We start from the raw sequence: 26,087 nt of genomic DNA on the forward strand, positions 1-26,087 counted from the left end.
TTAATAGACTTTGGGTACTGAGAAAAAATTACCTTCTCTATCCGGGGCGTTTTGAAGTACCTCTTCTACTGAAAGCGACGGCTTCTCAATGTCTTTACGCAGCATATTTTTAAGCTCTAAGACGTGGAAGGTAGGCTCTACATCTTTAACGTCTAGTTCTTTTAATTTATCAATATAGCTCAGTATATTCTCTATCTGCTGCAAGTACTGCTCTATCTCTTCATCACTTAAATATAATCGGGCCAGATAAGCTGTATGAGCTACAATATCTTTAGAAATTTGCATAGCACTTGTATATCACAGGGGGGTAAAAAAATCAAGAATAGTATTTTAAAACATAGAGCTGTCAGTCTTCAGAATGCGCATATACCAAAGAGAAGGCATTGAAAATAGCCTCTTGTAGAAGTGGAACATCCTCAGCATAAGTAAAGATAGGTGAAGGAGTAATGTGGAATATAGGTTTTACATCATTTTCTATCAGCAGTTCAGCCATTTCATTTAAATAGCTTACTACTTGGTCTAAAGGAATTCTATGGCGAGGGGCTAATCTGTTTGAAAAAGAGTCTAAATCAATACTGACAACAATAGTCTCTCCTTTATATTGATCCCAAGGCACTTCATTAAGGCTTGAAATATGAGCTGCAATATCCTTTCTATAAGGTGTGACTTCAACCCAGGGAGGAACAAGCCAATAGGCATCACTTATGCACTCTTGTTCCTTTCCCAGTCTAACCCAGTTTCCAGAGTGAAGATCAGTGGTGTCTTGGTAGGTCTCAGTAGTATCTCTATAGTCTCTGTGAGCATCTAAGTTGATGACAACGACATTTTTTAATCCTTGTTCTTGCAGCCAAAGAACTAAGCCCTGATGTTCATCTGTAATAACAGCGGGTATAGGAATTTCACGCATGCCCGATTGCTCTGTCGCTATCAGCCCATGTGCGCCAACACTATATTTCAATAATTCATAAAGTAAATTTATTTTGGGATTAAAAACATCGAGGACTGATGATACATCTTTTACTCTACGTGCAAAAGCGTTGGAACACATAGATAACAACACTATGGTTATAAAAATATTTTTTTTCCACATTATTACACCCCGTTACAGTAAGCATACCATAATTTAAACTAAATATTACTGCAGGTGCTATTTTTTAAAAAGCAAATATAGATATTTAATGCAGGATATTATTATATATCTTAAGTTCTCTTTGAACTTGTTCGATTCTTTCATCTAAATAAGGGTGTGTTTTTAGATAGTATCTTTTAATTGGTGAATCAAATTGAAATTTTTGTATTTTTTTTAATAGCGATATCATTCCTTGAGGGTTAAAACCGGCTTCCTGGAGATATTTTAAAGCCAATCTATCTGCCTCAAACTCTCTCTCTTTGCTATAAGCAAGGAGCAGCAGTATCATGGCAACTTGACTGTTTTTAGCAGTACGTGCATCAGGTGAACTTGTACCCATCATTATAAATAAAGCCTGAGTGCCTATTGCTTCCTGAAGTTTAAGAATGTTGTGCCTTAAAACAATATGTGATAGCTCATGAGCAAGTACTGCAGCTACTTCATCTTCTCCTTCCAGCATATCAATAAGAACTTTGTTGATATAAATATAGCCTCCCGGCAATGCAAAAGCATTAGGGCCTTTATCAGAAGATCCTTCATCATGATTACTTTCTTCTTCATCTATTACATTAAAATAATATACCAGTCCTTTTCGGTCACAATGTTCGACAAGTTTATAACCTATCTTATTAACAACATCTTTTAAGCGGGGGTCTTTCATTATTTCAAACTCTTCTTCAACCCGCAGAGAAATCTTTTTACCCAGCTTAATTTCTTTCTCTTCCGAGATAAAATTAAGATTTTCTTTGCCGGTAAGTATATTGTAATTTACTCTAGTGCAGCCTGATGTGAATAATAATAATAAGAATCCCAATAGAAGGAAGGTTCTCTTGAAACAGAGTGTCATTTTTTTCTTAATTCTAGGAGTATCTCTGCCAGTATCTGCTCTATTCTACCTAATGCCTCAATCTGCTTTTTCTGCCCCTCTTCTTGCTCTCTTTGAACATTTTTGGCCTCTTGAGCAAGCTTCATCATGTCAGGAAAGTCCTTGAATCCCATAAAATTATCCTCCCTTCTTAGCGGTATACTTTTTCTATTTTAAGCTGCTGGTTATTGAACTCGATTATCTTGAATCTCATACCCCGGACAGTTATTAGATCTGGTTCTGGAAATTTCATCAATATAGCATTACCCCCTTCTAAACACGTAAGCAGCAATGTTTTTCTATTACCTGAATACTCATAACCAGAATAATAGAGATCCTCACCCATATTGGATAATATTTTCTCACCCGCACTGAAAGTATAGGTTTTGGTTGGCTCTGATACAGCTGAGAAGACCCCTTTTAAAACATTATCAAAGTCGGAGCCGTAAAGCACGGTGCTTATTGTTAAAAATAGAACCAACACCATTAAAATTAAAGATTTTCTCTTCATAGCCTGCTCCTTTTTAAATAAAGATATCCTTAAATAATATCCGTAAGAGTATGTTTTTGGAGCTCTTCCCTGTTTAAGATACCTTGCATTATCTGGGTAGCTTGTTTGCTATCTGAGTGAATCTCTTGAGGCAGAAATACCTCGGTCAATTTTATATTACAGGGATTTTTTATAAAATAGAGCTCATTCTCTTTCTTTTTTAATATCTTATGTTGTTCTAAATAGTTTATCAGTCTTACTATCTTGCTCTTTTGAAGATTAAATTCTGAAAGGATAATCTCATAGTCAAGAGGGAACTTACCGTCTTGAAACCTCTGAACGATAAATTTAAGGAAATTATAGAGCTCATTAAATTCAAGCAATGAATCTTCATCTTTTCCAGAAATATCTTTAAGATTCTTTCGGTTCTGAAACACAAAACCCAACTCTGCCCCATAGAGTATTACCACCCAACTAAAATATATCCAAACAATAAATATTGGAACACTAGCAAAGGTCCCATAGATTGCATTATATTTTGTAATTCCTATTTGAAACTGAATATAGGCCCATTGAAATATCTGCCATATTGTACCCGCTATTATTCCAGATATTACTCCTGAGGTCAGGTTTACTTTAATATTTGGCATAAACATATAGAATATTGATAGTGCCATCCAGATACTTATAAAAGGTAAGAACCTGATGAAGTTCAAGTAAACGTTGTTCAATAAATCGTTCTGAAGCAGGCTTTGAATAAGAGCATTAGAGCTCAAGCTTGCTGTAAATGTAAAAGTTACAAATACAAATATCGGGCAGAGCACTACGATTGTTAAGTAATCAGATATTTTTCTTGTTATCCTGCGAGCAGAATCTACGTTCCATACAGCGTTAAATACTTCCTCTATTGAACCTAAGAGCCTTACCATAGCAAGAAGCAAGACGACAATACCTACAGTTCCAAGGTTCTTAAGATTTGTATTCTCTATATATTGTAAAATTTTAAGAAAGATATCCTGTTTTCCTAGAGCAATCTTATGGATAACGATATCCTGGAAGTAGTTCTGGATACCCAACCCTTTTGATATCGCAAATATTAAGGCTAAAAAAGGTATTAATGTGAGAATAGTGATAAAAGATAGCGCTGCTGCATGTAGTTTACATTTATCCTGATTAAAATTATAGACTACGCTCTTTAAGAAGAGAAAAAAAGTCTTTAAAGCTTCTTTTATTCTTTTAATCATAACCCTTTACTTCTATATTTTTTTAATTTTTTCCAGAATATTTTTATCAACATTGAATGAGTTCTCTTGAGATGGAAAAGAACCATTTAAAACATCTGAACTAAAACTCTTTAATGCCCCCAATATCTCCTCTTCTAAATTAAGATACTCTTTTACAAATTTCCTCTTTACATCTTCTCCTATTCCAAGCATGTCGTGTATTACCAGAACTTGACCATCGCAATGCTTGCCTGCTCCAATGCCTATAGTAGGGACTGAAACAGCCTCTGTTATTATCTCTGCCAACTGCTGGGGAATACACTCTAGGATAATTGCAAAGCAGCCCAGCTTGTCCAGAAGCAGGCTATCTTTATATATTTTCTCTGCTGAAGATGGTTCTCTACCTTGAACCTTATAACCTCCTAAAACAACGGCTGTCTGAGGAGTCAGACCAATGTGGCCTAAAACAGGTATCCCGGCTTTAACTAGAGCCTCTATTCTGTCTCTTACTGCCTCTGCACCTTCCAGTTTTACGGCATCAGCTCCTGATTCTTTAATAAACCTTCCTCCATTACGCAACGCTTCTTCATTTGAGGTTTGATAAGACATAAAAGGCATATCGGCTATCAAGAAAATGTTCTTTGCTCCTCTTCGAACTGCTTTTGTGTGATGCAGCATCTCATCCATTGTGACAGGAAGCGTTGAATCGTACCCCAATACCACATTACCGAGAGAGTCCCCTACTAAAACAATGTCAATCCCTGCTTTCTCTATCAGCCTCGCAGTTGGATAATCATAGGCTGTGAGCATTGTGATCTTCTCTCTGCGCTCTTTTTTCTCTTTTATCTGAGGTATAGTTAATTTAGCCATCTCTCTTTTATGATCCTCCTTTTTTTAAGGGCATTCTTAAGCCAGGAGATATCTTTTATGAGGTATAGTATACATAAGGGGTTAATTGAAATCAAGAGAATCAGAAGATAGCTATCGTAGAGCAAGACGCAAGGCAGGTGCTTCATGTAATCACCCAGAGTCTCATTCTTTATCAACGTTGCATACCTATTCTTTAGATACTGCACCTTTAAGTCATCATTGAGGTTTAAAAACCCAAAGCGGGATTTTTTTCTCCAGCCTGTCACTCCCCGATAGTGAAAAGCAATAGCACTGGGCTTAAAATACGATCTCCAGCCCCTGTTCTTACCTCTCCAATTTAGATCTAAATCTTCCAAGTAGGCCTTGTAAGTCTGGTCAAAATATTCATTCTCTATCTCTATATCCTCTAGCATCTCTCTTCTGTAACAAGCAACTGCTCCTCCCACTCCCCAAACATATCCTTCACTATAGTTGTTAGAGTCTTTTTCTTTATAACCTCTCTCATAGCCGCGTCTAGTACGTGTTAATATCTGACCTGTTGAGTCTATAAGTCTTGTGGTCGGGTTTATAAGTTTGCCAGTTGCAGAGCCTATACGCTTATCCTTTTGAAAGACTGAAGTCACTTCTTTAATATAATCTCTACCTAAGATAACATCATTATTCATACAGAGTATAAGATCAGCATTAGCAAGCCTTATGCCCTGATTGTAAGGAGTTGCTAGAAACATGTTCTCTCGGTTTTTAACTATCTTTGCTTCTGGAAATTCTTGTTCGACCATCTCAATAGAACCGTCAGAGGAATCATTATCTATAACTATAATCTCAATATTGCTATAACTTTGATTTAAAACTGATTTAAGACAGTAGTAGAGATACTCTTTTCTGTTGTAATTTACCACTATAACTGAGATAGATTTTTTCATAGATTATCTTGCTTTAAAGAGTTTAAAGTAAGAGAGTTCTGTTTTAATACGCCTTAACAGTTTCTCAATCAAGAGCTTCAAGCCATAACGTTTATAACGTTTAGCTACAAAATCAAGCGGGTGCTCTCTCATTTTATTTATAAAGAAAAGATGGTCTCTTTTTGCAATAGCCATTTTTAATGATCTTTCTATCTCTTTTTTTCCGTAATCGGGATAGTTTAAGATAGCTGGGCCTCCTCCGTCAAAAGAGTGAGGATCGTTATCTGTAATAAAACCTCTCTCTTTTGCCCAATCATAGAAGGGGGTACCCGGTTGAGGCGTAGCCAGAGATATCTGCACATTATCCACCAAATCCTGTTTTATAATATGAGATATAAAGTCTATTGTCTGGCCATCTTTTTTAATATTTGAACCAGGCAATCCAAGCATAAAAGTAGTGTAGGTCTTCAGCTCTATCTCTTTAGCGTAGCTTAAAGTAGTAAGTACCTCATTGATTGAGACAGGTTTAGCTATCGATGAGGCCAATTCTTCAGAAGCTGTCTCTATTCCGAAGCGAACCTTGTAATACCCTGCTGCTTTCATATGATCCATGCTCTCTCTATCTAAGAATCTCAAATCGCACATAGCTTCGTATTTTAAGTTATTTAATCCTGAACTTATAATCGCTGACATTAGCTTTTTAGTAAAGTTTTTGCTTGAATTATGAGACTCTTCATCAAAAAAAATGCCCTCAAGCTGGGGATAGCTATTTTTTAAATACTCTATCTCAGATATAATGTCACCTACTTCGCGAAACCTTTGTTTAGGCTGGTTGTAATACATATTTCTTGCGACACAGAAAGAGCAGTTTCCATAGCAGCCGCGGCTGGCATAGGCCTGAATCTCAAGATATTCCGAACTTGGCTCACCGGGGCTGCCGTATTCAATCCTCTTTACATCTTCATCTTCTGGCCAAGGCAGCTTTGCTATATCCATCAATAGTCTGCGTTGATTCGGATAGAGTCCGGCTATAGAACTATCTTCAGCTACTAAGAACTCAAGTAATGTCTCTTCATACTCTCCAATAGCTACATAGTCTACACCTTTAGAGATGAGATCTTGGGGAAAAGCTGTAGCATGTTGGCCAACAAATACTATCTTAGTCTGAATCATCTTCTTTAAGCTCTTTCCAACCCAAAGATTCTCAGATATTGTCCGCGTAGCACTCTCTATTATTAGCCAGTCCGGATTCTCTTCTAAGATATTACTCAAAGTCTCTTCCTTGTTCCACCTCTTAAGGCAAGGGTCTATGAGCTTGATTTTATAAGGGGTGCTCTTCTTAAGTAAGGCAGCTGCATAAGCAAGCTCCCAAGGATAATAGTTAAACCAAGACGATAGTTCTTTTACTCCTTCAGACCATCTAGAAGGAGAGTGTATTATAAAGCGCCCTAGATCATCTTTACCCACGGAGTTCATAAGCACTATCTTTTTACTCATAGCTCTCTATCTAATATTGATATTAGCTTTTGAGTCTGCCTGCGATCAGAATAATTTAACACCACACTCTCTCTGGCTGATCTTGAGATCCGAGAATAAAGTTCACTATCTTCTAATATCATCTCTATCTTATATTTAAAATCATTCTCATCTTTAGCAAGTAAGCCGTTCTCTCCGTCTTTGATTATGCTTTTAACCTCACCAAACGATGTTGCAATAACAGGTATACCTTTACTCATAAACTCTATTATTTTTACCGGAAATTTAGCCTCTGTAAATCTACTCTTCACCTTAAGGGGGAACAACCCTAGGCTTATATTTTCAAGGTACTTAGGAATCATGGAACCCTCTATCCAGCCTCTGTAGATAATATTTCTAAGCTCTAATCTCTTAGATTCTGCTGTAATCCTACTCTTGTAGTGACCGTCTCCTACCACCTCAAGTGTAAGATCAGGTAAATCTTTCATTATCTTAAAGAGATACTTTAGGTTGATATAATCTTCCTCTCTGAACATTGTTCCCACCCAGGCTAAAGTCTTAGATAAGGCAGTCTTCTCTGTTGTAGGTTTAAACAGTTCAATATCTATTCCTGGAGCAAGATAATAGCTTTTTGGTGTAATAGTAGTTATATAGTCTTGTAGATAATGGCTTCCGCTTATACAAAGAGCCGCCTTTCTTGCTGTCTTTCTGAATAGAAATTCTGCTTTTGACCTTGGGAATATACCCTTAAAATAATCGATATTCTCCCTAAACTCCCAGTCATCTATATCGTATATAAATTTTATCCTATTTTTAAGGCAAAATAGCAGCGGAGCTAGGGAGTGATAATTAAAACGCTGAATTACAAAGAGAGGACATCTATATTGTTTAAACCTGAGGTAAGCCTTTAAATTATAACTTATCTTATCGATTATTGAGAGATACTGCTCTAAGATGCCTGAATAAGCTCCAAGATCTGCAGCGTAGGATAGAACATCGGCCCTATATCCGTTCTCTTTTAATATCTTTGTGAAATTATAAGCTCTATACTTTGCTCCAGGGAGATTGGGAGATTCTCTTGTTATAAATACCAGCTCATAGTCTTTTAAGCTCATAACCCTTAAGGACTCTTCTGTATATATTTATAATATTATCTGCACTCCAGCTCCAATTGTATCTCTCAAGAGCCCTTCTTCTTGCTAGGACACCCATCTTTGCTCTTAGATCCGGCCTAGAGAGAAGCTCACTTATTCCGCCTGCTAAGATAATATGGTTACCGGGCTCTACTAATACACCAACCCCTCCGATCATATTTCTAACCTCACCCACATTGCTGGCAACTATAGCCTTACCTGAAGAGAGATATTCGGCAAGCTTTAAAGGGCTCTTACATATTGTGATATCATTTTTAGCAAAACAACCTACGCAGGCATCGGCTGCTGCTATATATCTTTTCATTTGGTTATGAGGAAGAGAGTCAGTAAATATGATCCTATCTGAGAGCCCAAACTCTCTTGCCATGTTTTTAAGCTCTTCTAATCTATAGCCTCCTCCAACAATAAAGAACATCGTTGTCGGATGCCACTGAATAACAAGCTTTGCAGCATGAATCAATAGTTCAGCATATTGGGCACCATGCAATTGACCAAGATATAAGACTATGGGCCCATCAATACGATACTCTCTTCTGGTCTCTTCTCCTGAATTCTCAGGCTTAAACTCTTCTGGGTCCGCTCCTACGGGAGCAGCTGTAATCCTCTTTTTGGATACAGAGTAACCATCTGTTGCAAGCTGGGCAAGTCTTTGACTAGAGAGAGAGATAGAGTCCACAAACTTTGGCAGCGCTCTTTCAAGCATCCAGATATACAGTCCTATAACTGGAGAGGCCGGTCTTCCGTAAAAATATATTTTTGTTTCCCAATCGTCCCAATCATAATGTAAGGGTTTATTTTTTATCCAGGCTGCTATTACAGCTGGGATAGAGCAATAGTGAAAACATTTTTGGAAATGAACAATATCTGCCCATTCAACTTCATCTATAAGCCTCTTGATATTTTTAAAAAATATCCCCAACCCCCTCCTTCTGTCTAAAGTTATTATGCTGATGTTATTATGGCTAAACGGTGAGCTCTTAAGGTCTTTATGGCTAAGCGGGAAATAGGCTATTCTTATTTCATGGCCGCTCTTCTTGAACTCTTTAGCTATAGCCTTTATTCTTATCGTCCAGGGTTCACTTAAATGGAAAATGTCATGCGGGTGCAGCATTAATATCTTCATATATATCAGCTTCCGGGGAAGATTATTATTCTCCTTATCTTTTTTAAAATCCAAAGATATGTCTCTGCTGCCAAAGTTAGAACTATTATCAAAATCAGATAAGGCAACTTTAAGATTCGTTTTCTTGGAATTAAAGCCTCTCCTGAGAAATCTTTTCTCTGCTTAGGAAGGTGTTGAATCCTGTTTACAAGAACCTCCAGTCTAGAGATGTCGACTTTATCCTCTTTCTGCTGCTTGCCCTCATCTAGGTTTGTCTCCATAACCTTAAAACCCAGCTCTTCTGCCAGCTTCAAGAGAGACTCTCCCCTCTCTCTTCTTAAAGTATAATTATTACCATCTTCTGTTTCCCAGAGATAGTGCCAGTTATCATCGGGTAAAGAATTTATTTTAAACTCAGAGTAATTTTTATATAAATCCGTACCGGCTATAAGGTGAAGAGTATTAATCGACTTAAGAGTATTAATATACTCTCTGTTGCGTCTGAGGAAATCTGCTGTTTTCTGAAATTCAGCCTCATCTTCAGATGGAAAACCTATCATGACAAAGAGCTCTGTCTCCATGCCTGCAAGAGATGCTTTTCTCAAGAAATCTTCAGCTGTCTTAACATCATATGACTTACGCATTCTCTTTAAGACTTTATCAGAGCCGCTCTCTAGTCCAATCTGGAGCTTTACACACCCAGCTTCTTTCATCTTTTCAAGAAGGGTAATCTCCATATCCTTTCTAGGCATAGCTTCGCCTGTCCACTCTATTTTAAGTCCATCCTCTATGATCTTATTGCAAAGCTGCTCTAAGATTTGAGGTTTTCCATTTAAGAGCGGATCACAGACCGTAAAATTACTTATACCATTGATATCTTTGTGGTATTTTAACTCTTGGAATATATGCTCTGCAGAGCGCGAACGGTAGCCTTTTATAAGCTCATGATTGATGCAGAAAGCACAATTTCCTACGCAGCCTCTAGACCACTCCAAAATAAGAGATTTCCCCGGATAAAGATTCAGATCAAAATCTTCATAGCTAGGATAGGATATGCTATCTAAATCTTTTATTACCTCTCTCTCTTTTAATCTTCCTGGTTTACCATCAGTCACTCTTATTGCTCCAGGGATATCATTGCAATTCTCGTCTTTCATTATCTCAAGGAGTGTCTCTTCTCCTTCTCCAACAACAAAAAAATCTATATGCTCTGCAATGTTGTCTATAAATATATTTCTTGAATGTGCTGTCAATGTGGCAGGACCACCTAAGATGATATTTTTTGAGCTATCCTTTGCCTTTATTCTCTTTATAAATTCTATTGTCAGCCGTTCTTTGGGGTCTACTACAGAGAACCCTATGATCTTAGCTCCGCTCTCTAGTATTTTGTTTACGGTTAGATCTATATCTCTATCAAAGATTTTTAAGATAAGATTAAACCATTCTTCATCTCTCCAGAAGTTCTTGTTCTCAACATGCCAGAGATGCTGCAGTTCTTGATCTATAGAATTGTAAAATTCAATGTTAAAATCAAATACAGCGGGGTCGTAGTTGTTTTTTTTAAGATAGTCTGACAAATATCCAAGCGCTAAGGGCGGATTGTTAACACCCCAAGGAGCTGTTGTAATAAGAGCTACGTCCTTCTTCTTGACCTGAATGCTTTTATCCGGCAGAGCCGTTGCTCCAGTGGTATAAGGAATATTAAGTTCTCTTAAGAGTTCATGCACTCTTTTAACCCTCTTCATCCTAAAATCAAAGTCATTCCCTCTCCCTATAAACCATTTAACATCAGGACTTTCGCTAGGCAAGCTGATATTGAACTTTTCAGGGTTTGCGAATATCTCTGAGCCAGCCATTAAGAAGAGAGGATTTACAGATTTAACGTAATCTATGTTCGCTTTATTCAACCTTATAAAATCAAGCGTCTCTTGGAAATCATCATCGCTCTCAGTTGGAAACCCAACAATAAAATAGAGTACATTTTGAATGTTTGCTCTCTTTGTTAAAGAGAGAGCTCTTCTTGCATCTTCGGCTAAGAATGTCTTCCCCATAAGCTTAAGTATTCTACTAGAGCCGCTCTCCACTCCGTACTCTAACCTATAAAAACCTGCTCTTTTCATCTTTTTAAGCAAGTCTAGGCTCATATCTCCTCGCGGTATTGCAAGGGCTGCAAGCTTTAGATCAAGAGCCTCTTTTATTATCAATTCAGATAATTTTTCTAACCATTTTAAGTCAGAATTTATCGATGAATCTACAATAGAGAAGTACTCTTTTTTTAACTCTTTCTTATAGTATTTAAGCTCAGCTATTACTCTTTGAGGAGATTTTCTCTTATAAGAAGAGCTCAATATTTTAAAACTGCAGAAACTACATCTGCCTATACAGCCCCGAGAGAGCTCTAAGGAGATACTGTTATTCTCTGTATACTCTTTAAGCAAAAACCCTTCATACTTAGGAAAAGGAATCCTATCTAAATTATCTACATTACCAGGCCCTGTCTCTATGAAGTTGCCGCCTTGAACTATGACAGTATTTTCAACATCGACTATAGGTCTATTATTGGATAATTTATGAGCAAGTTTTAAGATGGTATCTTCGCCTTCTCCAAGAACCACTGCATCTATCAAATTAAAGTTGCCTAGCATCTCAAAAAACTCGTCTCTCTGCTCTTTGACTGTAACCGAAATACCACCCAATACTATTTTCTTCTGAGGTTGGCTATATTTTATTTTCTCAATCATCCACTTAAGCATTAGGTACATCGAATTTGTGGGTACTGAGAATGCAGCTATGCCTGAATCGTCGTTCTTTAAATCATTCTCTATTTCAGAGAATAGATCAGCATACTTCTCCATTAGAGAGTCGATGAATTTTTTATCTCTAAAGTAAAGAGAACAATCCATTCCCCAATATTTTTTATCATCCTCATTTACAGAGCTATAGATCTTAAGATTTAAGTCCATAATCTTTACTCTATAACCAGATACTCTCAATACCTCAGCTATTACAGCCAGTCCGACCGGAGGCCTTTCAACTCCCCAGGGTGGAGGAATAATTAAGGTTATACTATTATTCTCCCTCTTGGATTCTGTCTGGGCACATTCACACTTAAGGCAGATCAGTTTTTTTTCTGCCGGCACCTTACCGTTTATCTGGTCTCTTAAGTTATTATATTTTTTTGAGTGCCAAATATTGTAAAGAGAGTCTTTTTCAATATTACCCAGTAGAACATCTCTATTCCAATCCATGCAGCAGAGAACCACATCCCCATTTGAAAGAACATGCATCATCTCATCAACCCAAATAGAGTTGCAGCCATATAGCCCCTCATTTCTTACCTTATCTAACAAAGGGACATTTCCAGCTCTAGATATAGGATGAGAATAGCTGCTTATTCTTTTAATACCTTTTCTCTTCCAAAAACTGACTGCATCTTCAAATTCCTCTTCTGGCAATCTCTCATTTTTTATAAGAGTAAGCATTATAAAATCAGCTATATCTTTTTTATCTCTTTGGGCAATCTTCATGAAATTAGATATATTATTTAAGACCTTTTCTGAATCCAACCCCATGGTCTCCTTAATGGTATTTTCAGTTATTCCATGCAGGCTAAATCCTACCCAATCTATACCGCTCTCAATAAGTTTAGCACCCATATTTTCATCCAGAAGACTGCCGTTGGTTAAGATATGGACTAAACTCTGAGGCAGCCTCTTTTTGATATAGGCTATCTTCTTGTCTATCTCCCTATCAAGTAAAGGCTCGTTCATTAAATAAGGCATTACCACTTTCAGATCTTTATGGTCTTTACACTCATCGATTATCTTTTTAAAGATCTTAAAGTCCATCTGCTGAGATTTTGTTCTCTCTTCAAGATAAGAGTGGGGGCAAAAATAACAACTCCCATTGCAGCCTGAAACTGTTTGGATCATAAGATATTTAGGAAAAGCAGCTGTCTTCATCTATCCTTATTTACCCTTTCATGGATCTGTTCGTTATGCATGAAATTATCACATTCTTTATAGCAGCCCATCTTCTCAAAGAAAGGGTGATCTTTTTTGAAGTTCTTTGCCCGATGCCTAAAACCATTATACTCCTTGGAATACCAGATATCAGAGAGTGATGAACTGTTGATATTACCCATAACATAATCTACTCCCCTGCAGCAGGGGACAGCAGAACCATCTGCTAAGATACGCAGAAAATACCAACCGACATAGCATGGAATTCTATCAATCCTCTTTTTGTCGTAATCACCCACTGTATTATTTAAGCTCAGTCTTTCAATAAAACCGCTGAGATTTTCTATCTCTATCCTGCTATCTCCAAGAGAAAAGATAATGCTCTTGAGGTCAGAATTCAATTGCACAAGTTGTTCTTCTTTTAAGAGCAGGATGTCTGTCTCCCCTTTTAATGTATCTATAAGAGTGAAATATAGAGCATCCGACACTGTCTCTAAAGCAAAATCTACCATCTCTTTCATTTTCTTAAAATTCTGATTACTAATAACATTTGCTATTGTAACCTTGGTATCATTAGCTTTAATAGAATTAAAAAGAGTTATATTTTCTTTTATCTTAAGAAAATCTTCTTCTTTTGCCCCAGGGTGCAGTAAAGCATAACTCTTGGGGTCTGGAGCCCAGATACTCAAAGCAAGTTCATCCAAGTTTAAGCTTGCAAGTTTTTTTACCCTCTCTCTATCTAGACCGTAAAAATTGCTTGTAATGCAAGTCTTAATGCCATCTGACTTGGCTATCTCAATTAATTCAAAGACCCCTTTATAAAGCAACGGCTCCCCTCCGCCTGTAAAACGTATTGTCTTAAGCCCCATAGCTATTGCTTCCTTTATAAAGCTTTTAGCGCTATCTAATGGGATCTCCTTATTTAACCATTCCGATGAAGGCTTATTCTCCTTAAGGTAAGGCGAGTAGAGCCAGCAGCCGTTACACCTCAGCTGACACCTATTGGTTAGGTCCATAACGACATGCTCCGGACCCTGAAAAGCCTTCCTGGATGTTGCAATACCTGCTATTACCTTATCTTTTGACTGAGCTTGATTTATTTCCTTAAGATTCTCTCTTATTCCCTCCCTCTCCCTCTTCTTATATCTGGCTATTAATCTTAGAATAAAAGTTTCCAGTTTTGTTAAGGACATAATCTTCTTGTGCATATGAAGATTACGTCCGATATCATCACAACTCTTATAACAACCTGCCTCTTCTGCATTTAAATCATTACCGATAATCTTAAAAAAAGGATCTTCTTTTTTATAGCAAAGCATTTTCTCTCTGCAATATATCTGCTTAGGCGAGTTCCAGATTTCACGGAAGCTATCCTCATAGATATTACCTATAGGAAATCTATGTGATTTTAAGCAAGTATTAATGTTGCCGTCTGGGAGTATTCTGACAAATAGCCATCCAATATAACAAGGCATTGAATCAATTATATTTCTATCATACTTTGCTTCTCTAACAGCTTTGTCTTCGCTCAATCTTCTCATGAACTGATCAAACCTAAAAAGGTGGACTCCTTTATAATCGAAGTTAGAAGCTAGCTCTTTAGCTATTTCACCACAAGTATTGTAAAGATATTCCCTCTCTTCCTTATTCAAAGAGAGCTTGTCGGTCTTACCTGGAATAGTATCTATGAGTGTAAACTCAACAGATTCACAGCAGCTAGTGCGTGCAAAGTCTATCATCTCTTTTATCTCATGATAATTAATGTTGGATATTACCTCGTAAAGCTTTACTAATGGAGCTCTGCCTTTATTACGATTAAGGTAATCCAGATCCTCTTTTATTTTATAGAATGTCTTTTCGTTTTTATTTGGATGTGTATCAGAGTAAGTTTTTGCGCTTCCGGCCCAGATACTTACTGTCAGATGGTCAACTCCGATTGCTATTAGGCGATCGATCTTCTCTTTATCAAGCAATGTAAAATTTGTATTTATATAGCAAGTTAATCCCAATCTTTTTGTATATTCTAAGGCTTCCATTATATCAGGATGCATAAAAGGCTCTCCGCCACCAGAATAATAGACCTCTTTTGCACCCATATTTTTTACATCGTCTAAAATGTTTTTGAGAGTATCAAGAGGTATGTACTGTTTTTTTAATTCAGAAGGCATTTTTTCCTCTCCTAATAACGGCGAATTACACCAGCACCCTATACAATCATTATTACAATTGTTAGTCAGGTCTATCTGAACATGGAAAGGACCCTTGTAAGCATATCTTGAGTCAAATATTCCTATGATATCCATATAACTATTGATGAAATTTACGGGTTTTAAAAATTTTAAAACCCTCTTTAGTGTGAGTTTTACTCCATGTGTTTTGAACGACTCTTTTAGTATTCTTAGAGGATCTTTTTTGCTATAGAGCGTTGACGGGTCACAGAGATATTGTTCTCTTTTTTTGTTTTTAATCTTTAGTTCAAATCTGTCTATATGCGGAATATGGCGAGAGGAGTATATCTCTATACTATGAACCCCTGCATCAAAATAATATTCAAGCTCTTTAAAAGACTTAAGATTCTTATTCCCCCAGCCACCTGTTGTAGCTTTTGCAATTTTACTAAGGTACTCATTGTCTATTCTAAGCTCGACAGGCCTAGGCACCTCAGAAGCATATTTAATATAGAATTCATAGAATCCGGGAGTTGAAACTTTTATATTATACTTTGCATACCCAAAACCAACCCCTCCATCTATAACTATCTCATTACCAAAAGAGTTGCTGTCTCTATTAAAATTACCGTATTTAAAACTTTTAGCCGGTATTATAATATTTTTCTTGTGGTATTTAACCTCCGAATAATTAGAGTTTCGGGGTTTAATGTTATCCAATAACTCCTTGTGGATATTTAGATTCATCCCGAGATTATCACAGATTTTATAGCAGTCTATAGCTGAGAAATAACCATCTTTTTTAGAGAGGTTCTTACAGTTATAACGGAACCTATTGTAGGGTGTAGATGAGAATATATCCTGGAAGCGATTCTCTTTAATATTTCCAAGCATCAGATCTTCCGCCTTACAGCAGGGCTCAACATCACCGTTAGTGGTTATCCTTGTAAAATACCATCCTACATAACAAGGTAACGAATCTACAAACTCCCCATCTAAATTTAAACATTCTCTGGATATCGAATCTACACGCCTCAGGAAAGTCTCAATCCCCAAAATCCTCAAAAGGTTTATTTCAAGCGGTGTCTTACTATCGTCTTTATAGCATTTCTGATATAACTTACACTTTTTGCATATATCCTGATTAAAATAATAAATTATACATCTTATATCTATAGGTGGACGGGTTCTTCTTTTCTCGCTGTACTTTCCGCTAGGGCATCTTGCCAGTCTTACACCGTTAGTAAGGCTAAATCCTTCTTTGAACTTATTTAAAAACCTACCGAAATCTTTAAGCTCATTTTTATGTGAAGAGGACTCAAAAACTTCAATGGTTTCATTTGATATAAAGTCTGGCACATAATCTTTACGATCTTTAAATTGAATAAGCATCTTATTGATGATAAGAGCCTCTTTTTTTGTAATAGCCAGGTGTTCTGTTGTATCCTTTATTGGCTCCATTAACTGAAACTCAAGAGAGTCTACTCTTCTATCTAATGCAAAATCCAACATTTGCGGGATATTGCAATAGTTTGCCTTAGATATTACATTATATATTTTGACAATCGGTCTATCGTCTTTTCTTCTCTTAAGCAAGTATTCTATATTTATAGCTATTTTCTTAAACATGTCAGGATTTGACCCTGGGTGTGTCTTAAGGTAGGTCTTTGTATCTCCTGCCCAGAGACTAATAGTGATATAATCCAACTTAAGTCTAAGGAGCTCGTCTATAAGCCTTTTGCTGAAAAGAGTAAAGTTAGTCACAAGGTGTAGGCGTATTTTTTGAGTCTTTATGTACTCAACTATTTCCAATAAATTAGGATGCATTAACGGCTCTCCACCACCTGAAATCTGTATCTCTTCTACTCCACCCTTATGTAGCTCATCAACAATATCTCTTATAGTGTCTAAAGATAGCTGCTCTTCCAATCTCTTTCTATTTATATTTTTTAAGTAAGGTGAATACAGCCAGCAACCTATACAACTTAAATTACATTTATTAGTTATATCTATGACTACTATCTTAGGACCACTATAAATAGTATGGCCGCTCAAAATACCTTTTAATACAGCATTGTTCTTGGCCTGTTGTTGCCCATCATCTTCTTTAATTTTTTTTAACTGGCGCTTTGTATGTAAGTAAGATATCTTTTTCTGTAATGCAAATTTAGTACCGTATAAATTTAAACAATTCCAAAATGATTTTACCTCTTCGATTTTAGTCTTCTTAAGTAGAGAGGTTACTTTATTCTGGTTCCATATTTTATAAGCATTAGCTAGAGATATTTCCAGGTTATCTGAGCTGAGATCGGTGAGATTTACAACAGACGCTTTATGTCCATCAAAATAGCTCCAATCAGATGGCTCGCTCCACCCTTTCTCTTTAAGGCTTTTAAAATAACTTGTACCGGGGAATGGAGTGGTCAAAGAGAATTGAACCGAGTAAGGATTTAACTCGCAAGCTAAAGCTATTGTTTTTTCTATTGTTTTTTTTGTCTCTCCAGGCAGACCAAAAGTAAAGGTAAGATGGGTCTTTATACCTAAAGAGTGGGTTAATTCAATCATTTTAAGCGTGTATTTTAAATCCATATTCTTGTTAGCATTGTTAATTAACTCTTGAGAAGACGATTCAACCCCATACTTTACGCTATATAAACCTGCTTGACGTAAGCTAAAAAGTAACTCTTTATCCATAAGATCAGCTCTAGCCATAATGGCCCAAGGGAATCTCAGCTTTCTTTTTCTAATCTCAGCTGCTATTTCCATCAAAAACACCTTATTTACATTTGCAGTATCATCATCAATATATATAGACTTAAAGCCACTCTTTTTTATGAGATATTCCATCTCATCTACTACTTTGAAAGCATTCCGTGTTCTGTAAGAATTACCGTGATACATTACGTGAGGCCAAAGGCAAAATATACATTTAAAAGGACAGCCTCTCGATGTCCACATCTGGACAGATGGCAGAGGCATACCGCCGGGAGCATCAACGTAGTGCTCCATAAAAAGACCTTCTCTCTGCGGCCAAGGAAGAGTATCTAGATCTTCTATTAAATCAGCTTGGCAGTTTTTAACTATCCTGCCATCCTCTCTATATATTATACCCTTTACTTCAGAAAGAGATTTCTTGTCTCTTAAAGCAGTTGCTAGCTCAAGAAGTATGTTCTCATACTCTCCAATTAGGATATAATCAATAAAGTCATTTTTTTTAAAAAAATCTATACTTTGTATGTTTTGCTCCGGACCGCAGAATGCTACAGGAGCTATATTTCTTATTCTTTGAGCAAGAGATAAGTCATGCCCTAAAGAAGGAGTTGATGTCTCAGCAACTATCAAATCTGGTTTCTCTTTCTCGAGAGTTCTTATAAAATCAGTTACCTCTATCTGTTCTGCTATTGCATCTACAAGTATTATGTTGAATCCATTCTCTTTCAATAATGCTGCTGCATAACCTAAGAAAAAAGGGTAAGGTAAATAATCTCTTTCGTTACTTGAGTGTCTTAAATGAGGCCAACGTGAACCCGCTCTTACTCCCCAGAGTCCGTGACATTTCCAAGGCATATTTAGTAGTGCTACTTTCATTTTTTAATAATCGATATTTCTAGTTCAAAAAGTCTGTATTCACCTGGCCTGTATTCAACTTCGCCTTCCATGATTGCTTGCAACAGCCTGCCGTTGAGATGATCATCTGTATTTTGCACTATTGTTTTAGAAAGATAAAGTGAGTCAATTATTTTGAATTTTAAATCGGGGAAATTTAAAAGACTATCTTTAATACTTATAGTTAAGGGGGTTTTTCTTTTAATCTTAAACATCTCTTGCCATTGAAAGTTATCCCAAGGTAAATCTAACCTTTTCTTATCCAAAATTAAACTATCGTAGATGTTGTTAATAATTAAACCTGATTTTATCTCTTCAATCACAATGTGATTCTCAACTATAAGCGTGACTTTCCAAATAACGCTCCTCTTTTTAAGAGTAAAAACCCAATTACACTTAAGAGGTAAGTTCCACCACCTCTCTTTGACGATAAGAGAATCTCCCTCTCTTTTAAACCTAAATTCGGCTTGCGTTGAATCATGCCATTTTTCTAGATTTTTAACAGCACTATGGAATCCGCAGTTGTTTGTGATAAAATTTTTCCCTACTATCAGGTCTATACCGTTTGAGTTCGTCACTACAGTGATATCATCTTTAAAGATTAAGATTGGCACTACTTTCTTCTTTTTTTTCTCAGCTTTTTTAAAAATTAAATAATCAAAAATTTTAATAAAAGTTATGATTATTCCTTTTTCTCTTAAAAAAGATGTTATTTTTTTTAAAATAATTTTAACTCTTTTAATCAATTTTCAACACACTCTCTAATGACATAGCACAATTATCTTCAATCAAACCATCTTCTGTATTTACAAAAAGCAACTGAAGTATTCTAGCTGAATCTTCAAAGCCTGTATTTTCAATTACATTTAAAGTGTCTTTTTTGGTTAAAGTTGATATCCAAGTTAAGTCTGGAACAGAACTATTAGTAGATTTAAATGTTATCTGACTATCTTTTAGTTGAGGCATAGACCAGACTCTATCCCAAAGCAAGCCTTTGAAATTAGAGAAATATTCTGGAAATTTACCTTTAACATATCCTTTTACTACAAAATCAGTATAATAATCTATAAGCATAAAATTTTGTTGAACCATACTTACGATTAAATCATTCAAATTATCCCATTTTATAGACCAATGCAACTTACCGTCTTCGAACTTAAAATACCAGCTCTGTCTATGAGGAAGATTTGCCCATTCTCCATACAAAGATATACTATTTTTATCTGAATCTAGTATTTGCCATATTGCAAAACGCGAATCATACCAAGCGTTATTGTGGTAAATGCTGGAATATAATCCACGGCTTCTACTTAAAATGATGCCTTCATAGCTTAGGGTGGCGTAACCTAAAAGAAAATCCAACTCCATGCCGTCTTTTTTTATGCAGTTTCTTTTCATGTCGCTATTTTGATTGAAAAATCACTGTTTTTTAAGTGGGGTAAAAATTTTAAATTAGTAGCACCTTTGTAGTAGCTATCCTCTACTATTTCCAAGCTTGTAGTGCTATTCAAGGTAAACTTTAATTCTGGCACATTATCTTTTAAAGAAGAAAGCACTAGAGAGTCTGTTGTTAATATGCTGGTTTTCTCCCCGATTACTCCTTCAGCAATATCGGAATTATAATATCTATATCTTGCTTCTGAATCCAATATAAATCCTACACCTGTTAGATTCACAGTAGCGCTGGGAGTAAAAGAAGAAAAATTGAAAATCAAACCCGAAGAACTTATATTCACTACTAAAAGTAAGGAAACACCAATTTTTGAAAATTTTATTATCATCTGCAAATTTGATAAATCTGATTGATTTAATAGTTCACACTCAAAATCTTCAAAAGCTTCTTTTTGAAAATGAGAGATAAAGTTTATTTTTTTAAATAAAGTCATGTTAATAATTCCTAACTTGATCAAGCTATTGTTTATTAACTCAGTTAAATCTCGTAAAGCTACATTATTTTTTAAACTATTGCTGTTTGTTTCTTTTTCTTGAGTAGGATTTAACACCATACGAATATTCACTTGAGGTTGAGATGTTGTAATCCGCACTATCCTCATAGGGGCGTTGAAATAATGATTGAAAAGATCTATTTTTGCTTTCTTATCAGAGTAAACTATAAAAGACATCTCAGGATACCCCTCTCTAATATCGGGTATTAGCCTCATATGGCTCGCAACGGCACTGGCTATCTTTTTCCACTCCCTTGCAACTACCCTCTCTACTGATGGAAGCTCAATCAAATTATTGCCTATCTGAGCTTCTAAGTATGCATCCTTAAGCATAAAATTAATTTCAAGTTCTGGATATTTACATTCTAAGGTATAATTTATGCCTTCAGGGTTAAACTCTAAGTCTACTTTACATATCTCTTCCTTCTCCCTGGTTAGACCATACGCAATTAATCTATCTTTATATTCTTCCACATCCCATTTAAAATCTGTTGAATAAAGAACGCCTCCATCTTTTTTAAAACTTAAGAAACCACCCAGATCAACAGTCAAAGGAGTACCTTTATATCTTAATACTATCTTTCCGTTATTAAATACGACATTAAGGTCTGTATTCTTAATATAACCACTACCCCAGATATCCCCTTCTATCTCAAGGAATATGTTTCTCATCTCACTTATATTGCCTTCTGCAAATATTTTACCTTTCTCTAAAACTATACATCTTGAACATAGTTGTTCTGCCAAATCTAAGTTATGAGTTACTATAATCACTGTCTTCTCAGAACCTGTAATCCCTTTTATTCTTTTTATACATTTTAGCTGAAAATGATAATCCCCAACTGCTAGAATATCGTCTACTATTAAAATATCCGGATCTGTATGTATGGCTAAGGAGAATGCTAGACGCAAATACATTCCTTGGGAATAGGCTTTTATGGGGGCATATATGAAATCTCCAAGCTCGGAGAATTCAGCAATATCTCTTAAGACTGCGTCGTCTTTTATTTCATAGAGTTTAAGAATCATCTTAAGATTCTCGTATCCTGTAAGATCAGGAATAAATCCTGCCTCAAGAGCAAAGATGCCTCTCACTTTACCAGTTACATTTATAGTTCCCGAATCCGGATTAAGTATCCCAGCAATCAACTTAAGTAGCGTAGTTTTTCCAGCTCCATTTGGACCGAGCAACGCTACGGACTCCCCTCTTTTTATTTCAAGACTTATATCCTCAAGAGCTTTTATCTTTTTATCAACAGACTTGTCAGGATAAGAAAACCTTATTTTATAATACTCACAAAGTCCTTCTATCTTTATTGCTGTCACAATGTCGCTCACCTTAATTCCTCTTCAATATATATTTCTCTGTTTTTCTATATAGTAGGTATCCAAATAATATAAAAACAATACTTATAATGCAAGTATATGTATAGGTATTTTTTAAAAAAGGACTGTAATTGACAATAAGTATACACCTGTATAGCTCGATAAAATATGTTAAAGGGTTCAAAAATATCAGAAACCTTATGTTTTCAGGGACCATATAAGGCGAATAGAAAACGGGGGTAAGCCAGAAGAGAGTCATTAAGAGAACTCCAAGCAGATGCCGAAAATCTCTGAAATATAGGTTTACTACAGCTACTATCAATGACAGTGCAGCTGCAAATATTGCAGCCATTAGAATCGGCAAAATCAGTAATGGAAATTTAAAAATCAAAACCTTGTTGAAGAATATAAATACAGGTAGCAGGAAGAGAATGGCTATTATATGCTCAATTGTATTTGAAAGAACAATGGATAGCGGATAGATAATCTTTGAAAAGTTGAACTGATTCATAATGGACTTATCTTTTATAAATGCCTCTGTAGATTCGACTAAAACATTAGAAAAATAGAGCCAGGGGAGCAGAGCTGAAAGAACAAAAACATGAAAGTTTTCCTTAGAGACCCCAAGTACTTTGACAAAAACAAAACCTATTGCGCCCATAAGAAGAAGTGGTATTAATCCAGCCCAAACTATCCCCAGCAATGTAGAGGCGTATTTAAAGCGTATATTGCGGACGGTTAAGTCTTTAAGGTTTTTTATGTTTCTTAATATCAGCTCTTTTTTCATAGCATAGCATTTAGGTCAGATAAAGACCTCTTTATCATCTTATAATCCAACGCTGCCAAGTAAAACACTCGCGGTAAATCATAGAAAAATAGCGATAAAATTAAATAAGGCAGGTTTCTGAAGCTAAAATGTTTTATAATAAGGTAGTATCTATTCCTGAAAGATAAATACCGTATCTCTTCAGGAGCTATCTTACTTCCATGCCTATAGTGATAACTAGTTGCATCTTTAATATATTTAAAACCCCAGCCTTTCTTCCGAGCCCTCATAGCAACATCGAAATCCTCAACCAGGTAATGCATTTTGGAATCAAAAAATTCGGAGCAGAAATCTATTTTTATGCTCTCCAGCATTTTACGCAAGTATAATCCGGCACACGCACAGGGGCCTAGAATACCTCTAGTCCATACCCTTTCTAAATCAGAGATATTCTCTCCAGAACCGACATCATAAAACCTGTAGAACCTGCTCAACTTAATACCTAGAGAGTCAATGGATTCTTTATCTCTCATGCTCACAGCGGTTCCGCCCCACATACCTACATTGGAATTTGAATTTTCAGCCCCCCTAACTATAGTTGATATAAAACCTTTATCGAGAATCATATCTGAGTCTAAGGTTAGCAGATACTTAGACTCGGTACTCCTTATAACTCTGTTCCTAGCACTACAGACACCTCTATTGGTTTTATTTCTTACTAGCTTCACGCTTTTAAATTCCTGAACTATATTTGAAGTATTGTCCCTAGAGTTGTTATCAACCACATAGACATCCAGGTTTGAATAGTCTTGACTCTCCAAAGAGTTAAGACAATCGCCTATAAACTGCCCTGCGTTAAACGCTGCTATAACCACTACCACTTTAGGGTCATTCATCCTATTTAAGATATCTATTAAAATGAGCTACCTTTTCAAAGCTTCTCTTGGGAACAAAGAGCTGCCCTTTCTTGTCACGCCAATACTTAATATCCTTGTCAGAGTCCAGCATTCTAGGGCTCTCGCTACCATAGCCTAATCCAATAAGAGAATCCAATTTTATGCTGCTAGGAAGTTTAAATATTTTGGAAAGCTCTTTTTTATCTATTGCCCCAAGCCAACAGGATGAAAGTGAAAAACTCTCGGCCGCAAGCATTATATTCTCTGCAGCTGCACCTACATCTCTTAAATCTGGGTTAGGACTCTTTTTGAGATTGATTAAAATAGCAATATAAACACTGGGGCACTCTCTAGGGTTAGGCCTATCCTCCGGCTGAATATATGTAGCCCATTTGGTATAAGGAAAAATCTTGGCTACTACCTCCTCTCCGCTTGCTATTATATATTCAATAAATTGAAGGTTTGCAGCAGATGGTGCAGCTCTGCCTGCATCTACTATCTTTCTCAATGTTGCAATATTGATTTTATTCTGCTTAAACTTTCTAACAGACCTGCGATTTAATATAAGATCATACATCTCCATAACCATCTCCTTAATCCAATTTTAACATTGCTAAGAATGCCTCTTGCGGAATATCAACCTTACCGAATTTTTTCATACGCTTCTTGCCCTCACTCTGCCTGCTCCATAATTTTCTTTTTCTTGTTATATCGCCGCCATAGCATTTACCTGTGACATTCTTTTTTAAAGGAGCCACTGTCTCTCTGGCAACAATTTTTCCTCCTATTGCAGCCTGAACAGCAACTTCAAATAACTGTTTAGGAATTACCGAACGCAGCTGATGGACAAGCTGTCTTCCTTTGTATTGAGCCTTATCTTTATCGATTAAAACAGAGAGCGCCTCACATAGTTCACCATTCAGCAATATGTCTATTCTTACTAAATTAACATCTCTATATTCCAAAAACTCATAATCTAAAGAACCGTAGCCGCGAGTAGCCGATTTTATCTTATCATGAAAATCAACGAGGATCTCAGCAAGAGGAAGCTCATAAACTATACCTACCCTATCTTTGCCATAATACTCTGTAGTTTTATACATTCCGCGGCGTGACTGAGAAAGCTCCATAACTGAACCTATAGACTCAGTTGGTATTAAGATGTAGGCTTTGACAAAAGGTTCTAATATTCTTATCTCTTTAGAGTTAATGAACTTTGCTGGGGTATCAAGCTCTATCTTCTCTCCGTTCCTCCTGACCATAATATATTTTACATTGGGAGTAGTAATGATAATGTCTATCTTGAACTCTCTCTCTATCCTCTCTTGTATTATATCCATATGCAGCAGCCCTAAAAAACCAGATCTAAATCCTGGACCAAGAGCAGGTGAGTTCTCAGGTTCAAAAGTTAAAGCGAAATCAGTCAAAGATAGCTTCTCTAGAGCGTCTCTAAGCAGAGTAAAATCAGAATTGCTTACAGGGTAGAGCCCAGCATAGACCATAGGCTTAGCTTTTCTAAAACCAGTAAGAGGCTCCTTGGTAGGATTTAAAGCAGAGGTTACCGTATCACCTGATACAACATCCCGCGGAGATTTTATACCTGCTGCTATGAAACCAACCTCTCCCACACCTAGAGAATCAATCTTCTCAGGATATGGAGTTAATATCCCTACTTCCTCAACAGTATATTCACTATTTTGAAAGAATAATTTTATTCTATCCCCAACCTTGATAGAGCCATTAAAAATTCTCAAATATAGAATAACACCTCTATATACATCAAAATAAGAGTCAAAAACCATCGCTTTTAAAGGGTCTTTCTCTTTTCCTATTGGAGCTGGGACATCTCGCACTATTCTATCCAGCACCTCTTTTATCCCTATACCCTCCTTAGCGCTGGTCTTTAGAATATCTCCTCTTTCTATTTGCAATATATCTTCTATTTGCTGCTCAATCTCTTCAATTCTTGCCCCGGGAAGGTCTATTTTATTTATTATCGGTATAATCTTTAAATTTTTCTCCTGCGCATGATAAAGATTTGCTACTGTCTGAGCCTCTACGCCTTGGGCAGCATCAATAATTAAAAGTGCAGCTTCAGAACAAGAGATTGATTTAGTTACTTCAGATGTAAAATCCACATGACCAGGAGTATCTATTAGATTCAGCTGGTAATTTTCGCCACCATATTTATACCAAAGTCTTACCG

Annotated in this window: 20 protein-coding genes; all 20 read right to left on the bottom strand. The window is 36.3% G+C overall.

The genetic code is table 11. The features are described 5' to 3' along the window. On the bottom strand, positions 1–285 hold the full coding sequence (gene gatC / locus P9X27_03575; protein ID MDP8253462.1) for an Asp-tRNA(Asn)/Glu-tRNA(Gln) amidotransferase subunit GatC: 285 nt from the start codon (positions 283–285) through the stop codon (positions 1–3). 61 nt (positions 286–346) lie between these two features. After that, on the bottom strand, positions 347–1,048 hold the full coding sequence (locus P9X27_03580) for a hypothetical protein (GenBank protein ID MDP8253463.1): 702 nt from the start codon (positions 1,046–1,048) through the stop codon (positions 347–349). Positions 1,049–1,175: 127 nt separating this feature from the next. Continuing rightward, positions 1,176–1,943, bottom strand: coding sequence for a M48 family metalloprotease (locus P9X27_03585; GenBank protein MDP8253464.1), 768 nt, complete (start codon positions 1,941–1,943; stop codon positions 1,176–1,178). Between the two features lie 29 nt (positions 1,944–1,972). Then, entirely contained in the window at positions 1,973–2,128 is a 156-nt protein-coding gene (locus tag P9X27_03590; GenBank protein MDP8253465.1) for a hypothetical protein, read from the bottom strand. Positions 2,129–2,145: 17 nt separating this feature from the next. Next, positions 2,146–2,505, bottom strand: a complete 360-nt coding sequence (locus P9X27_03595) for a hypothetical protein (protein MDP8253466.1) — start codon at positions 2,503–2,505, stop codon at positions 2,146–2,148. A gap of 29 nt (positions 2,506–2,534) precedes the next feature. Then, positions 2,535–3,728 (bottom strand): YihY/virulence factor BrkB family protein, encoded by a 1,194-nt coding sequence (locus P9X27_03600; protein MDP8253467.1) that lies wholly within the window; start codon positions 3,726–3,728, stop codon positions 2,535–2,537. Between the two features lie 12 nt (positions 3,729–3,740). Next, on the bottom strand, positions 3,741–4,577 hold the full coding sequence (gene panB / locus P9X27_03605; protein MDP8253468.1) for a 3-methyl-2-oxobutanoate hydroxymethyltransferase: 837 nt from the start codon (positions 4,575–4,577) through the stop codon (positions 3,741–3,743). Then, positions 4,565–5,500 carry a glycosyltransferase family 2 protein gene (locus tag P9X27_03610; protein MDP8253469.1) on the bottom strand — a complete coding sequence of 312 codons (936 nt, stop codon included), beginning with the start codon at positions 5,498–5,500 and terminating at the stop codon, positions 4,565–4,567. Before P9X27_03610 ends, panB begins: the two co-directional genes overlap by 13 nt. Positions 5,501–5,503: 3 nt before the next feature. Next, complete coding sequence (locus P9X27_03615; GenBank protein MDP8253470.1) at positions 5,504–6,976, bottom strand: radical SAM protein; 1,473 nt, start codon at positions 6,974–6,976, stop codon at positions 5,504–5,506. Then, a complete protein-coding gene (locus P9X27_03620; GenBank protein ID MDP8253471.1) occupies positions 6,973–8,070 on the bottom strand; it encodes a glycosyltransferase family 4 protein in 1,098 nt (365 codons plus the stop codon). The genes P9X27_03615 and P9X27_03620 overlap by 4 nt, the downstream gene beginning before the upstream one ends. Beyond that, positions 8,051–9,232, bottom strand: a complete 1,182-nt coding sequence (locus P9X27_03625; protein MDP8253472.1) for a glycosyltransferase family 4 protein — start codon at positions 9,230–9,232, stop codon at positions 8,051–8,053. Before P9X27_03625 ends, P9X27_03620 begins: the two co-directional genes overlap by 20 nt. A gap of 5 nt (positions 9,233–9,237) precedes the next feature. Continuing rightward, a complete protein-coding gene (locus P9X27_03630; GenBank protein ID MDP8253473.1) occupies positions 9,238–13,173 on the bottom strand; it encodes a radical SAM protein in 3,936 nt (1,311 codons plus the stop codon). After that, the gene (locus P9X27_03635) at positions 13,170–18,929 is read right to left on the bottom strand and encodes a radical SAM protein (GenBank protein MDP8253474.1); all 5,760 of its coding nucleotides are present in this window, start codon (positions 18,927–18,929) and stop codon (positions 13,170–13,172) included. Before P9X27_03635 ends, P9X27_03630 begins: the two co-directional genes overlap by 4 nt. Further along, on the bottom strand, positions 18,926–19,693 hold the full coding sequence (locus P9X27_03640; GenBank protein MDP8253475.1) for a hypothetical protein: 768 nt from the start codon (positions 19,691–19,693) through the stop codon (positions 18,926–18,928). The genes P9X27_03635 and P9X27_03640 overlap by 4 nt, the downstream gene beginning before the upstream one ends. Continuing rightward, on the bottom strand, positions 19,686–20,345 hold the full coding sequence (locus tag P9X27_03645; GenBank protein ID MDP8253476.1) for a hypothetical protein: 660 nt from the start codon (positions 20,343–20,345) through the stop codon (positions 19,686–19,688). The genes P9X27_03640 and P9X27_03645 overlap by 8 nt, the downstream gene beginning before the upstream one ends. Beyond that, entirely contained in the window at positions 20,342–22,231 is a 1,890-nt protein-coding gene (locus P9X27_03650) for an ABC transporter ATP-binding protein (protein ID MDP8253477.1), read from the bottom strand. Before P9X27_03650 ends, P9X27_03645 begins: the two co-directional genes overlap by 4 nt. A gap of 1 nt (position 22,232) precedes the next feature. Next, positions 22,233–23,006: an ABC transporter permease gene (locus P9X27_03655; GenBank protein ID MDP8253478.1), complete on the bottom strand. Its 774-nt coding sequence runs from the start codon at positions 23,004–23,006 to the stop codon at positions 22,233–22,235. Continuing rightward, complete coding sequence (locus tag P9X27_03660) at positions 23,003–23,881, bottom strand: glycosyltransferase (GenBank protein ID MDP8253479.1); 879 nt, start codon at positions 23,879–23,881, stop codon at positions 23,003–23,005. The genes P9X27_03655 and P9X27_03660 overlap by 4 nt, the downstream gene beginning before the upstream one ends. 1 nt (position 23,882) lies before the next feature. After that, the gene (locus P9X27_03665) at positions 23,883–24,464 is read right to left on the bottom strand and encodes a nitroreductase family protein (protein ID MDP8253480.1); all 582 of its coding nucleotides are present in this window, start codon (positions 24,462–24,464) and stop codon (positions 23,883–23,885) included. Between the two features lie 10 nt (positions 24,465–24,474). Beyond that, on the bottom strand, positions 24,475–26,087 hold a 1,613-nt coding region (gene lepA, locus P9X27_03670; GenBank protein MDP8253481.1), incomplete at its 5' end, for a translation elongation factor 4.

This window comes from Candidatus Kaelpia aquatica (assembly GCA_030765335.1).
Classification (GTDB): Bacteria; Omnitrophota; Gorgyraeia; order Kaelpiales; family Kaelpiaceae; genus Kaelpia; species Kaelpia aquatica.

Bases quoted from the DNA above. Each gene is read 5' to 3' on its own strand.
- gatC (MDP8253462.1), bottom strand. From the start codon at position 285: ATGCAAATTTCTAAAGATATTGTAGCTCATACAGCTTATCTGGCCCGA.
- P9X27_03580 (MDP8253463.1), bottom strand. From the start codon at position 1,048: ATGTGTTCCAACGCTTTTGCACGTAGAGTAAAAGATGTATCATCAGTC.
- P9X27_03590 (MDP8253465.1), bottom strand. From the start codon at position 2,128: ATGGGATTCAAGGACTTTCCTGACATGATGAAGCTTGCTCAAGAGGCC.
- P9X27_03595 (MDP8253466.1), bottom strand. From the start codon at position 2,505: ATGAAGAGAAAATCTTTAATTTTAATGGTGTTGGTTCTATTTTTAACA.
- P9X27_03600 (MDP8253467.1), bottom strand. From the start codon at position 3,728: ATGATTAAAAGAATAAAAGAAGCTTTAAAGACTTTTTTTCTCTTCTTA.
- panB (MDP8253468.1), bottom strand. From the start codon at position 4,577: ATGGCTAAATTAACTATACCTCAGATAAAAGAGAAAAAAGAGCGCAGA.
- P9X27_03610 (MDP8253469.1), bottom strand. From the start codon at position 5,500: ATGAAAAAATCTATCTCAGTTATAGTGGTAAATTACAACAGAAAAGAG.
- P9X27_03615 (MDP8253470.1), bottom strand. From the start codon at position 6,976: ATGAGTAAAAAGATAGTGCTTATGAACTCCGTGGGTAAAGATGATCTA.
- P9X27_03620 (MDP8253471.1), bottom strand. From the start codon at position 8,070: ATGAGCTTAAAAGACTATGAGCTGGTATTTATAACAAGAGAATCTCCC.
- P9X27_03625 (MDP8253472.1), bottom strand. From the start codon at position 9,232: ATGAAGATATTAATGCTGCACCCGCATGACATTTTCCATTTAAGTGAA.
- P9X27_03630 (MDP8253473.1), bottom strand. From the start codon at position 13,173: ATGAAGACAGCTGCTTTTCCTAAATATCTTATGATCCAAACAGTTTCA.
- P9X27_03635 (MDP8253474.1), bottom strand. From the start codon at position 18,929: ATGAAAGTAGCACTACTAAATATGCCTTGGAAATGTCACGGACTCTGG.
- P9X27_03645 (MDP8253476.1), bottom strand. From the start codon at position 20,345: ATGAAAAGAAACTGCATAAAAAAAGACGGCATGGAGTTGGATTTTCTT.
- P9X27_03655 (MDP8253478.1), bottom strand. From the start codon at position 23,006: ATGAAAAAAGAGCTGATATTAAGAAACATAAAAAACCTTAAAGACTTA.
- P9X27_03660 (MDP8253479.1), bottom strand. From the start codon at position 23,881: ATGAATGACCCTAAAGTGGTAGTGGTTATAGCAGCGTTTAACGCAGGG.
- P9X27_03665 (MDP8253480.1), bottom strand. From the start codon at position 24,464: ATGGAGATGTATGATCTTATATTAAATCGCAGGTCTGTTAGAAAGTTT.